Source organism: Haloferax litoreum, from assembly GCF_009674605.1.
GTDB lineage: Archaea > Halobacteriota > Halobacteria > Halobacteriales > Haloferacaceae > Haloferax > Haloferax litoreum.
In genome coordinates this window covers 1-12034 of sequence record NZ_WKJO01000003.1, presented here as the reverse complement: position 1 = coordinate 12034, position 12034 = coordinate 1, and the positions used below count along the sequence as shown (strand labels likewise).

At 60.7% G+C, this 12034-nt stretch carries 10 protein-coding genes; 3 read left to right on the top strand and 7 right to left on the bottom strand.

Annotated elements, in window-relative coordinates; all coding sequences use genetic code 11:
* Nucleotides 1-43: 43 nt before the first annotated feature.
* Nucleotides 44-637, bottom strand: a complete 594-nt coding sequence (locus tag GJR96_RS16875) for an HD domain-containing protein (protein WP_151164895.1) — start codon at nucleotides 635-637, stop codon at nucleotides 44-46.
* A gap of 7 nt (nucleotides 638-644) precedes the next feature.
* Nucleotides 645-1367, bottom strand: a complete 723-nt coding sequence (locus tag GJR96_RS16870; protein WP_151164697.1) for an EthD domain-containing protein — start codon at nucleotides 1365-1367, stop codon at nucleotides 645-647.
* Between the two features lie 153 nt (nucleotides 1368-1520).
* Here GJR96_RS16870 and GJR96_RS16865 point away from each other — a divergent pair, with 153 nt between their 5' ends.
* Nucleotides 1521-2771 (top strand): M24 family metallopeptidase, encoded by a 1251-nt coding sequence (locus tag GJR96_RS16865; protein WP_151164894.1) that lies wholly within the window; start codon nucleotides 1521-1523, stop codon nucleotides 2769-2771.
* 270 nt (nucleotides 2772-3041) lie between these two features.
* Here GJR96_RS16865 and GJR96_RS16860 read toward each other — a convergent pair whose 3' ends face one another.
* Nucleotides 3042-5957, bottom strand: a complete 2916-nt coding sequence (locus GJR96_RS16860) for a bacterio-opsin activator domain-containing protein (protein ID WP_151164696.1) — start codon at nucleotides 5955-5957, stop codon at nucleotides 3042-3044.
* Nucleotides 5958-6618: 661 nt separating this feature from the next.
* Between GJR96_RS16860 and GJR96_RS16855 the strand changes: the two genes are divergently transcribed.
* Both GJR96_RS16855 and GJR96_RS16850 read left to right on the top strand, forming a co-directional pair.
* Nucleotides 6619-7761 (top strand): FAD-dependent oxidoreductase, encoded by a 1143-nt coding sequence (locus GJR96_RS16855; RefSeq protein WP_151164695.1) that lies wholly within the window; start codon nucleotides 6619-6621, stop codon nucleotides 7759-7761.
* Between the two features lie 93 nt (nucleotides 7762-7854).
* On the top strand, nucleotides 7855-8781 hold the full coding sequence (locus tag GJR96_RS16850) for a DUF1028 domain-containing protein (protein ID WP_151164694.1): 927 nt from the start codon (nucleotides 7855-7857) through the stop codon (nucleotides 8779-8781).
* A gap of 33 nt (nucleotides 8782-8814) precedes the next feature.
* On the opposite strand, the gene GJR96_RS16845 is transcribed toward GJR96_RS16850, so the two are convergent.
* The 4 genes from GJR96_RS16845 to GJR96_RS16830 all read right to left on the bottom strand — a co-directional run.
* Nucleotides 8815-10164: an FAD-dependent oxidoreductase gene (locus GJR96_RS16845; RefSeq protein ID WP_151164693.1), complete on the bottom strand. Its 1350-nt coding sequence runs from the start codon at nucleotides 10162-10164 to the stop codon at nucleotides 8815-8817.
* 88 nt (nucleotides 10165-10252) lie between these two features.
* Entirely contained in the window at nucleotides 10253-10594 is a 342-nt protein-coding gene (trxA, locus tag GJR96_RS16840) for a thioredoxin (protein WP_058572348.1), read from the bottom strand.
* A gap of 178 nt (nucleotides 10595-10772) precedes the next feature.
* Nucleotides 10773-11297, bottom strand: coding sequence for a DoxX family protein (locus tag GJR96_RS16835; protein WP_151164692.1), 525 nt, complete (start codon nucleotides 11295-11297; stop codon nucleotides 10773-10775).
* Between the two features lie 149 nt (nucleotides 11298-11446).
* Nucleotides 11447-12034 (bottom strand): nitrous oxide reductase accessory protein NosL (locus GJR96_RS16830; RefSeq protein ID WP_151164691.1); only part of this gene is annotated, 588 nt, incomplete at its 5' end.

Here is a 12034-nt window from a genome sequence, read left to right as displayed (position 1 = left end):
TGAAACGTAAATGTGTAGGTGCCTCTGGGGTGTTCTGAGTGCGTTACTGCGTCTGTGAGTACTGTTCGACCCACTCTTGCAGGCTGATGCCCATGGTCGCCTGCGTAATCGCGTTCGAGGAGGCCGAATTCGCGCTCTTGACGAGTTCCGATTCGAGCGTTCGCGTCGGTATCTCGCCGATGAAGTGCGGAATTGCGCGCTGGACGGCGAGGGGACACCCGACTTCGTGAGCGAGAGCGTACCCAGACAGTGAGTGCGGAACCTCCTGTGTCGCGTATTCGGGGTTGGGTGAATCCAGCGTGTCTTCGTCGACGAAATCGACGTACTCGTAGCACTTTCCAACGTCGTGGAGGAGACACGCGGCGACGATGACGTCGAAATCGGGGTCGGCCCCGTGGAAGTCACGCTGTTCTTCTGCCGCGCGGAGCGCGATTCGGGTCACGCCGCGAACGTGCTCGACGTTCGTCACCTCGTGGATATTCCACGCGTAGGGGATGTCGTCGATGTCTCGCCATCCACCGCGTTCGAGGCCGAGACACCACGCGTCGACGACCTTGTCGCGCAAGTCGTCGTCCTGGATGTCGTCGAGTTCCGGGTAGGCGGATTCGACCTGTTCTCGGTAGTCGATGGCGCTCATCCGTCCATCACTCATCCGTCACGTCTTTCTGGACCGTCTCCTGCCCGACGAACCGGGGTCGGTCTTCGAGCGAGAGGAAGTTGTCCACGTCTTCGCGCGGTGCCTTGGCTTTCGGGTGGTCAGGGTCGTAGTCACGCGACGACTCGTGGCCGAGGCCCGCACGGAGCGCGTCGAGACTCTCGAAGTAGAGTTCTGCGACGCCGTCGAACTCGGCGTTCTCGGGGTCCGTCGGAACGACGCGCGCGTAGCGGACGACGCCCGGAATCTCCCGTGCGAGCGGAACGTGTTCGTTGGCCCAGTGGTCGAGGAACTCCTCGTGGGTCATCCCGTCTTTTCGGACGAGGAACGCGGAGTGCTTGTAGAGTCCCGTCGTGTCGCCGTCCGTCTCGTCTTTCTCGACGAACTCTTCACCGATGAGTCGTGGGCGTCGTTCGATGTCGAGGAAGTTGTCCACGTCTTCTCTCGCTTCCTTGGCTTTCCCCTGCGCAGGGTCGTAGTCGCGCGACCCTTCGCTGCCGAGTGCGTCGTGCAGTGCGTCGAGGTCGTCGAAGTAGAGTTCCGCGAGGCCGTCGAACTCAGAAACGTCGGGTTCGGACGGCAGGACGGTCTGATAGCGGACGACGCCCTCTATCTCACGCGCAATCGGCGTGTGGTTGTTCTGCCAATACTCGACGAACTCGTCGTGGCTCATCCCCTGCTGGCGGACAAGCAAAGCTATGTGCTTGTACATGCGTACACCTTGCGGTCCACGTATAGCGGTATAAATCATGAGGTATGCTCGCGTGCCGCGGCCGAGAGAACTCGGCAATGTCTCCGCCTTCTACAACAATTTAATATGATGTTCGTGTCAGGTACAACCATGCCTTTCCACGAGCGGGAGTTCATGAGTGGGACCCGCGGCACGATGGCCGTCGACTGGGAACAACGTATCGACGTGAAGCGGATGCGCGAAGAGCGCAAAGAACGCGCCTTAGAGCGCATGCGCGACGCCGGACTCGGCAGCATGCTCCTCATCGACGACCCCAACATCCGGTACGTCACCGGGCTGGCGATGACCGGCGGGTCGGGCGCGGACCACTACTCACTCTTGATGGAAGACGGAAACGTCGTCCACTGGGACACCGCGGACCACGCGAGCAACCAGCGGTACAACTGCCCGTGGCTGAACGACATCCGATACGCCTGTCCCGGCCTTGGGAACGTCCCGCGTGCCTCTGGCCGTGACTCGGCCCGGTCGTTCCTCATCGACAAGATGGCACAGACCGTCGTCGACGCGCTTGACGAGTACGACCTCACGAACGAACCGATGGGCATCGACACGGGTAACACTGGCCTCATCAACGCGTTCGAATCGAAGGGCGTCGACGTTCGTGCCGCTGAAACCGCGCGCGTGATGGAAGACGCACGAAAGACGAAGACGGAAGACGAAATCGAGTGTCTGCGGCAGGTGGCCGCCATCTGCGAGGCAGGATTCCAAGCAATCGTCGACAACGCGAAGCCGGGGAAGCGCGAATCCGAAGTGTGGGGCGACGCCGTCCGCGAACTGTGGCGACACGGTGCGATGGCCCAAGGCGGGTACATCACGTCGGGGCCGAACACGTGGCCGAAACACCAAGCGAACACTACCGACCGGATGATTCGCCCCGGTGACCTCGTCTACGCCGACTTCTACAACATCGGCTACCTCGGGTACCGCTCGTGCTACTACCGGACGTTCTCGATGGGCGAACCGACCCAAGAGCAGAAGGACGCCTACGACACCGCCCGCGACAACCTCTACGCCGTCCTCGACGAAATCGAACCGGGGAAGACCACCGACGAAATCGCCATGGCGTTCCCCGACATGGAAGGCGAACACGCCGACTGGTACGGTGCCGACGAACACTGGCAGATGACGACGAATCACTGGGCACACGGCCTCGGACTCCAACTGTACGAGGTGCCACTCATCTGGCGCGGCCTCTCGCCCGACCACCCTATCGAAATCGAGGAGGGAATGACGATGGCCGTCGAGACGCAGGAACCCGCCGGCAGACAAGGCGTCCGTGTCGAAGAGATGGTCGTCGTCCGCGACGACGGCGTCGAACTCCTCAGTCAGTGGCCCGTCGAAGAGATTACCGTGGTCGACCACTAGCACTCGATACCACACGGTTCGAGCCAGAACGCACAGTCTACTCAGTTTCTTTATGATTACACACAGCACTGAGATTACTGACACCACTACAATGTTTAGAATTTTCAAAATTTGTTTACATGACCTCCGTTATCGTCTTGATTGCTGGCTGTTGTCGTCCACGGAGGAGGCAGTAATCTATCTCTGATTTGTATCTCTATCTGATATAATGGTGGTCTTCGGCGTGCATCTGAAGTCGGAGAGTGTGCCCAATCCCTCGGGAGGATTGGCTTATATTGAGTCCGATTCGTCTCGGTAGTCGTCCAAGAGGAGACCGAACGTCGCGTCCTCTACCATCCGGAGGTGACGATTGAACGTCGGTTGCGTGATGCCCAACATTGCGGCCACTTCTTGCCCACTCGAATCGCGCGGCCACTCGAAGTATCCCGCCGAGTACGCAGTCTTCAGGACTTCTATCTGGCGGTCTGTCAACTTGTCGTCGACGAGGGCTTCGAGTTGCTGGACGCTTCGAATCGTCCGGGTCGCCACTCGTTTGGCGACCAAGTCAGTGTCCGGATAGACGGACTGGAACCGCTCGACGATACTTCGAACGTTGGCACCGCTGGGAAGTTCGACCACGAGAGAACCGCCGTCGTCGTCAGCGGACGCACTGCGGACGACGGCCCCGAAGTCGGTGAAGAGTGACCCGAACCACCCGTCTGACCGAACCTCGACGACACTCGTCTGGTCACCTCTACTGACGACTTCGACGGTGATGTGCTCGTTGGACACACCGAAGCCTAAGTCGCCTGTGTCGTCTGCACCGTCGCCTCGTTCGAGAGTGTAGTACGTACTCACCGACCCGTCTTGTCGTCGAATCGTTCGCTCGTACTCGACCCGGCAGTTCGTCTCACGGGCCAGTGCGACGAAGTACAATCGCTCGTCGTCGACACCGAACTCCAGTTCGATGGTCTGGTCTGATTCGAGGGCCTGCTTTCGTTCGATGGTCGTGAAGGTGTGACCGATGGACCGACCGAGTTCGGTCAGCACTTGCTGTTCTCGGTCGGTGAACGCGTCCGGGTCGTCCGCGTAGACCACGAGAACACCGTGAACACGCTCGTCGTGGACGAGCGGAATCGCACAACAAGATTGGTAGCCCTCTCGAAGGGCTTGTTGCCGCCATCGACCCCACGACGTCTCTGCGACGATGTTCTGGACCACCTGTGTCTCGCCCGTCTCGGTTGCCCGCCAGGCAGGATGCGTCTCTAGCGTCCGTTCGCTTATCGCGGTGTCCACTGCTCGTTCACCGCCAGTGTTCGCACGACTCACGAGCGTGATGGTATCACCGGTGAGCGTTGGTTCACCAATCCACGCGAGAGAGTATGCATCGCCCGCGACCAACCGTTCACAGACAGCACGTGAGACGTTCGGGTGACTCGTCTCTCTGACGAGTGTCTGCTCGACGTCACGGACCATGGCGTTGAGTCGGCGGAGGCGTTCCGCTCGCGTCGTCTCGCGCTGGAGTTCACGCTCACGTCGTTCGATTGCTCGCTCGCCAACGACGTGGTTCAGTCCCGCTTCGACCCGCGCGGCCAGAATCTGTGCGATTTCTACGTCGTCGGTGTCGAACGTCGCGTCACTGTGACCGAAGACGAGTACACCGCGACCGCTCAGTGGTAAGAACAGTTCGGATTCGACAGTATCGTGCGACGAAAAGACGGTCGTATTCGAGGAGGCGGCCGTTCTGGAGGGTTCGTCTTCGACGAAGACAGACCACAGCGTGTGGTCGCCGGGCGAAATCGAGTCGGGGGTCGAGTGGCGTGAATCGGTGGGTGATGCCGTTGCCGTCGGTTCGAGTGCCCCTTCGTCCTCGTCGTAGAGATAGACGCGTGCGGCAGCGAATTCCAGAACGGTCGTGGCCGTCTCGACTGCCGTCGACGCCACGTCTGTCAACGAATCTGCTTCGGTCAACTGCCTCGTGGCGTCGTGTAACGACTCGAGTGTCTGCTCCCGACGCCGTTGGACGGTCACGTCACGGATGACCGAGACGAGTCTGGTGACGCTCCCAGTGTCGTCGCGGAGCGGATACAGACGGCCCGCTATCCACCGAACGCTCCCGTCTTCTCGCTGGACCCGATACTCGTACTCGTACTCGTCGCGCCCTTCGGCGTCCGGTCGCGCCAACTCTTCCAGCAACTCGTCGAAGTAGTCGGTGAACGCGTCGGCGTCGTCGGGGTGAATCGTCTGCTCGAACGAACGCGGGTCGTCGTACATCTCCGAAACCGGGCGTCCCCAGATATCTTCGTACGCGGGACTGAGGTAGTACGTCTCGGAGAAGTCTGCCGAGGCGAGGTGGATGACTTCGTTTACCGCCTGTGCAATCTGGTGGAATTGGCGTTCGCTCCGGCGGAGTTCTTCTGCTCGCGTCTTGCGCTTCGTGATATCCCGAGAGATACCCAGAACGCGGGGTTTGCCGTTTATCGTCGCCGTCGTCGTGTTTACCTCGTACCATCGGTGGTCTCCGTGTGCCGTCTCGACTAACCACTCGACAGTCTCTGGAGTCCCTGTCTCTGCGACTCGCTGGATAATCTTTCGGGAGCGTTCGTCGGTGTACCCGGCCTCGGTCACGCTCAGGCCGTCGACACCGATTTCTCTGATAGTGTCGAGGTCGTACCCGAACTGGGTGGCGTACGTATCGTTGACGTCGAGGATGTCTCCCGTCTCTGGGTCGAACACCGCGATTGCATCGTTGACCTTGTTGAATATCTGCTCGTACTCACTTGCTCGGTCAGATATCTCGTTCGCGGAGGGTTTCGTCACGCCCGAGAGGTGTTCGAGCACTCGGTCGCAGACCTTGACGGAGTGGTCGGCTGAATCGACCCGCGGGAAGTACGCTGTGACACCGGCGTCGAGTACTTCGGTCGCCACTTTCTCGAATCGAGCGTCGGTCAAGAGGACTGTCACGACCGACGGGTTACGTTCCGAGACGTGACGGAGGAACTCGACGCCCGTCGTCTCACCGAACCGGTCTGTACAGACGACAGCACCGACAGCGGCGTCGTCGAGGTGTCTGTTTGCCTCCGAGAGACACCCCGCACGGAGGACGTCGATACCCTCGTCGACGAAGGCGTCCGCGAGACGGTTGAGTGAAGAATCGTCGGCATCTGCGAGAAGCACGCAATGCGCTCCAGGTGTTGCCGAACTCATACGAATCGTTCACCAACCCTCACGAAAAACCCATCGTCAATCAGACTCGAGGTGAAGTTCAGTCGGACGCCGGCCTGTCGACGTGCGTCTGGACCACTGTTTGACGTCGTCCATCCGTGAATCCCGGAGACAACAGCCACCGACGGCAGGTGGAGGGCCGAAGGCAGGGGGAAAAGTGGTGTCAGAGGCGATGGATGACGTCGAATGAGGAACATCCGTGCCGGGACCATCGCAAGTACACACACGAACCACCCCGTCACAACACTGTCCGCAACATGTATCATCGGTCGTCGGAGAAAAGTACAACACACGTAGTGTCGGTTTGATGATAGGTGGAAACGTTTCGTCGTTTCACCGCAACGTATCATCCAAGTTCCCTCCGGTGTCGTTTCGAATTCGACGGTGCCCCTCTGGCGACGACCACCAAACGTCAGTTCGAGTACACACCACCCATTCGACACGACATACGTAGTACGGACAGTGAGTGGTGCATCGACAAGCATCGTGACTAACGTGTTGGATAACCTACGATAATTCTGGACAACGATGGTCCCGATATGCCCATTGCTGCCCTGCTTCCCCGACGGGTGCGAGTCGCCAACATATCGACGCATACTCTCACACTCGGCACACCGAGAGGCACTGCTGCACGGAGGATGTGATGTCGCGCGATGACGTTCAAGTTCTAATCGTCGGGGGTGGAATCGGTGGCCTGTCACTCGCTGGGTTCCTCCGAGAACGGGGAATCGACCCGGTTCTCGTCACGCAATCCAACACAGTCAGTACCAACGGCGTCGGCGTCCTCCTGTGGAACACCGTGACGGAATTGCTCGAACCCCTCGACATCGTGGACTCCCTCGTGACTGACGGAGCGAACGTCACCGAGTGGGTGATGCGTGATACCAACGGAACCGTCGTCGACAGATTATACACCGACGAGGAAGCGCATCAGTCGTTCACTGTCGTCGACTGCGCGCACCTCCATCACTCGCTTCGTGCTCGCGTCCCCTCACACCTACGCCGGGGTGGACCGACAGTCGAAACGATAGAACAGACGCGCGACGGAGTCGTCGTCGAGTTCAGTAACGGTGTCCGCGAAACGTTCGACGTCGTCGTCGGTGCCGACGGCGTGAACTCACAGGTTCGAGCAGAAATCGACGGAGGACGTGAGACGTTCTCCGGGACGAGAACGTTCGGGTTCTGGGTGGACGAAAGCGTCGAGACGCCTGATGCGGTGACAGAGATTTGGGGGCCAAACGGAAACTCGCTCGTTCTGTACCCCTACGGAAACCGTGCGCTCGCGTGGCTTGCCACCACCGCGACCGAGGGTGTAAGCGACACGTCCCCCGTCACGATGCTGGCCGACCGATTCGACGAGTACGAATGGCTCGTCCCCGAACTCCTCGCGGGAATCGACGACGAAGACGTCTGGTGGGCCGACGAGTATCTCGTCCAAACCGAAACGTGGGCACGCGGGAGGGTTGCACTCCTCGGAGACGCCGCACACGCACTGCATCCAATTGCGGGTGTCGGTGCGACACTGGCCATCGAGGACGCGTCCGTACTGGCGAGCGAGTTGGCAGCGCGAGACGATGCGCTCGAAACCAGACTCGCGGATTACGTCGGGCAGCGCAGGAGTCGGATACGGAAACTGCAACGAAGCGCGCGAATCTCCCCGTCGTTCGTGTTTACCGGCACTCCGTACTTGACACAGGCCCGCGACGCACTCGCAATTCGGTCGACCATGCTCGAAACGACGTTCCGTGACGAGGACGGAGACAGCGACACCGGGAATCTGGGATGACTCCACTCAGACCGAGACGTTCTGTCACATCCACCGACTCGTCCGTGACCGGGACGTCAACGCTTTTGCCGACGTACTGTGTCGGTTCCGACCATGACACCGCGCCCATCCACGTTCTCTATCGTCGCCCGCGACCCGGACCAGAACGCCGTCGGCGTCGCCGTCCAGTCGAAGTTCATCAGCGTCGGTTCCGTCGTCCCGTTCGTGAGCGCAGACGCGGGGGCTATCGCGACGCAGAGTTTCGCGAACGTCGCGTACGGTCCTGACGGCCTCGACTTGCTTCGAGAGGGCCACACCGCCGAACAGGTCGTCGAACGACTCACCGAGGCGGACGACGAAGCCGAGAGTCGGCAAGTCGGCGTCGTCGGCCAAGACGGCAGCATCGCCGCGTTCACCGGCGACGAGTGTTTCGACGTCGCCGGCGACATCCAAGGTGCGACGTACACCGTCCAGGGCAACATCCTCGAAAACGAAGAGACGCTCGACGCGATGGCCGAAGCGTTCGAGACGACCGACGGGGGACTCCCAGAGCGACTCCTCGCGGCCCTGCACGCCGGCAACGACGCCGGTGGCGACAAGCGCGGCGAACAGTCTGCAGCGATGTACATCGCCAAGCCCGAAGGCGGGTACGACGGTGGAAACGACCGCTGGGTGGACGTCCGCGTCGACGACCACGAACATCCGATAGACGAACTCGAACGAGTGTTCAAACTCTACGACATCACGCTTCTCGAACGCGCGGAACCCGACGAGACCATCTCACTCGCGGGGGACACGGCAACGGAAGTCTGTGAGACGCTCGCTGACCTCGGGTTCTACGAGGAGACGCCGAGCGAGGAGTTCGACGATTCAGCGGTGGGGGCACTCGAATCGTTCCGCGGGATGAACAACTTCGAGAACCACTCGCTCGGCGTCCTCGAAGACGCCATCGCTCGTGGCTGGGACGACGCCGCGGGTGACGGCGAAGCACGACTCGTCGAAGCAATCTGGCACGGTCTCTCGCGTCTCGAGAGAAAGTAGTCGGGAACAGTCCGAAAGCAGGTTTTCAGACGCTCAGTCGAGTTTCCCGTTGAGAACCTTTGCCGTCGTCAGCACCGGGTCCCACGTCGGGCTGAACGGCGGCGCGTACGCGAGGTCGAAATATTCCAGTTCGCCGACGGTCGTCTCGGAGTGGAGCGCGGCGGCCACGGTGTCGATACGTTTGGAGACGCCTTCACGTCCCACCATCGCCGCGCCGAGCACCCGCTTCGAGTCGCGGTCGGCGAGCATCGTGATATGAATCGGCTTCGCACCGGGGTAGTAGTGTGCCCGCGACGAGGCGGTGATGGTGACGCTCACCGGGTCGAATCCGGCCTCGCGCGCCTCGTCTTCGTCGATGATACCGGTCCGTGCTGCTTCGAGGTCGAACGCCTTCACGGCAGCCGTCCCTGCAATGTCGCCAACGGGCGTCTCGTCGCCGGCCATCGTCTGGCCGATAGCGCGACCGGCGCGGTTCGCGGTGAGGGCGAGAGGCACGTAATCAGGTTCGCCAGTGACGACGTGTCGCGCCTCGGCGCAGTCCCCAGCGGCGAACACGTCTGCTGCGCTCGTCCGCCCGAACTCGTCGGTGGCGATAGCACCCGTCTCGCCGAGTTCAATACCCGCGTCGTCCGCGAGTTCGGCGTTCGGTGCGACGCCGACGCCGACGAGTGCGAGGTCCACGTCGAAGGTGTCGTCGCCGACGACGATGCCCTCTAGCGTGTCGCCGTCCCCGGTGAACCCGTCGACTGCCGTGTCGAGGTGGAGTTCGATTCCCTTCTCGCGCATGTGGTCTTCGACCTTCTCTGCGACCATCTCACCGAACGGGGCGAGGACGTGCGGGAGCATCTCGAAGAGATGTACGTCGACGCCGTGTTCGGCGAAGGCCTCCGCCATCTCGATGCCGACGTAGCCGCCACCGACGATGCCGACTGCCGAGACGGACCCCGAGCCCATCAGGTCGTGGACGGCTTTCGCGCTATCGAGACTGTGGAGCGTGTGTACGCCGTCGAGGCCCATCCCGTCGAACGGCGGTTCGATGGCACGGGCACCGGTCGCGATGAGCAGTTGGTCGTACGAGAGGGTGACTTCTCCGTCAGGATGCTCGGCAGTCACCTCGCGGGCGTCCGTGTCGATGTCGACAACTTCGTGGTGTAGTCGCAGGTCGATGTCTCTGTCTTCGATGAACTCCTCTGGAGAGACCTGGAGCAGGTCGTCGAACTCCTCGACTGCACCTTTGATGTAGTACGGCATTCCGCACGCCGCGTAGGAGACGTACTCGCCTTTCTCGAAGACGACGACGTCTCGCTCGGGGTGTTCGCGTTTGAACTTCGACGCCGCGCTCATTCCCGCAGCGTCGCCACCGACGATGACTATCGGATCCATATCCGATTGTTGTCGGAGGAGCGGTTAATATATTGCCCTTATTCTACAAGAGCAATGTCGTAATCCGGGTCGAAAAGTCGCCTCGAAGTTACGAAGAGAGTTCTTCGACGACGGAGCGGAGGACTTCTTCGCCGCGCATACCGACGACGCGCTTTTTGGGTTCGCCATCGGCGAAGAAGACGACGTTCGGGATACTCTGGACCTGATAGGCGGCGGAGAGTTGGCCAAGTTCTTCAGTGTCGACTTTCAGCACGACAGCGTCGGTGTCCGCAGCGATGTTCTCGACGATGGGTTCGAGCATCTTACACGGGCCACACCAGTCGGCGTAGAAGTCGACGAGGACGACACCGTCGCGGTCCACGAGCTCCTGGAAGTGTTCGACAGATTCGACGTGAATCGGTTCGTCGGTGACGAATTCGGATTCAGACATGTACTCGTTCGTACTCGCTCGTCCGCCTTAACAGTATTGTTTGTCAAGAACAATTCTACGTCGGCCGAACTCGGTCGTCTGTGTTCGAGTGTCAGAAGAAGTGCCACTGTGCCTCTGTTCGTGTTCTGTCTCTGCAATCCTCAGCGAAGGACCGCAAGAGGAGTGCTGCCCATGTACCTCAGCCGAGGAGGTACTTGAGGGCGGGGCGTTGCTGGACGAACTCCGTCTTCTCGATGATGGCGTCGACGCCGAGGATGCGGCCCGCGGCGAGGGTGCCAATGATGGCGAACATCATGAGACCGAAGAGGTCACCGTTGACGTAGCCGTGCGCCCAGTCGGCGTTCCCCAGGTAGAAGAACACCATCAGGAAGCCGCCGAAGAAGGCGGCGAGCCGGGTGAGTGCTCCGATGAGGAGTCCGAGGCCGATGAGGGTCTGGCCGAGCGGAATCATGAAGTTCGTGAACTCGAGCATCCACGGGGTGCTGCCCGCCCACGCGAGGAAGCCGCTGATGGGACCGCTGGAGTTCATCAGCCAGCCAGCAGCGCTGAACGGTTCTGCCGCGAGGTACTTGCCCATCCCCGCGTTGAGGAACCAGTAGCCCGTCAGGATGCGGACGAGCACGAGCACGTATCCCGTCGCGCCCTGCGAGTAGTCGAAATCCATTCTGTTGCCGAGTATCTCAATTTGTCCAGTTGCGGCCATTGTAATTCACCTTACAACTGAACAGTCGACCCCTGTCAGAATATAAAGAGGGTCTGGTTTCCGAATCCAGAGAATCGAGAACGACCGAAAATCAACGGTTGAGAACCGCTATCCACTGCCTCTGTCTGACACATCCACGAGCGAGAGAGTTACAGTTGAGCGAGAAGGTCACGAGAAATGTCTCGTTCTCGATACACGACTCCACCGTGGTCGTCGGCGAAGGTGTCCGCATCCGTCTCGTCCGAAAACGGGATGAGGTCGTTCCCCATCGCACCCTTGACATCCGTCCCGGCGACGTAGAACAACTCGTCCATCCGTCCGAACGCCTCTGGTTCGAGGTGCGCGTCGATGAACGTCGACCCGCCGTCGTCGTAGAGTTCGTACTCGGCCGAACTGTAATCCGTGAGATATCCAACCGAGAGCGTCCACCCCTCGTTCTCTCTGTCGAAGTTGTAGGCGAACGTCTCCCACGCACTACAGAACCACGCAGGGTTGTCGTGCCCCTCGGGAGCGTTGTCCGCGTAGAAGAGTTGGCCGACTGGGCCGGGGTGCTGTTCGATAATCATTCCACAGACGTCACACTGCTTGTTTCCAGTCAACGCAATCGCGGCGGGTACGTCACCATTGCCGCTTCCACCACCGCCGCCGAGGCACCCTGCGAGGCTGGCGACGCCGATAGCCCCTGTCGCGGAGAGGACAGAGCGACGAGAGACGGTCGAGTCACAGTGCTGGCACAT

What these genes read in the sequence shown, in the direction of transcription:
- GJR96_RS16860 (WP_151164696.1), bottom strand. Translation starts at nt 5,957, where the DNA reads ATGAGTTCGGCAACACCTGGAGCGCATTGCGTGCTTCTCGCAGATGCC.
- GJR96_RS16865 (WP_151164894.1), top strand. Translation starts at nt 1,521, where the DNA reads ATGAGTGGGACCCGCGGCACGATGGCCGTCGACTGGGAACAACGTATC.
- GJR96_RS16850 (WP_151164694.1), top strand. Translation starts at nt 7,855, where the DNA reads ATGACACCGCGCCCATCCACGTTCTCTATCGTCGCCCGCGACCCGGAC.
- GJR96_RS16845 (WP_151164693.1), bottom strand. Translation starts at nt 10,164, where the DNA reads ATGGATCCGATAGTCATCGTCGGTGGCGACGCTGCGGGAATGAGCGCG.
- GJR96_RS16870 (WP_151164697.1), bottom strand. Translation starts at nt 1,367, where the DNA reads ATGTACAAGCACATAGCTTTGCTTGTCCGCCAGCAGGGGATGAGCCAC.
- trxA (WP_058572348.1), bottom strand. Translation starts at nt 10,594, where the DNA reads ATGTCTGAATCCGAATTCGTCACCGACGAACCGATTCACGTCGAATCT.
- GJR96_RS16835 (WP_151164692.1), bottom strand. Translation starts at nt 11,297, where the DNA reads ATGGCCGCAACTGGACAAATTGAGATACTCGGCAACAGAATGGATTTC.
- GJR96_RS16875 (WP_151164895.1), bottom strand. Translation starts at nt 637, where the DNA reads ATGAGCGCCATCGACTACCGAGAACAGGTCGAATCCGCCTACCCGGAA.
- GJR96_RS16855 (WP_151164695.1), top strand. Translation starts at nt 6,619, where the DNA reads ATGTCGCGCGATGACGTTCAAGTTCTAATCGTCGGGGGTGGAATCGGT.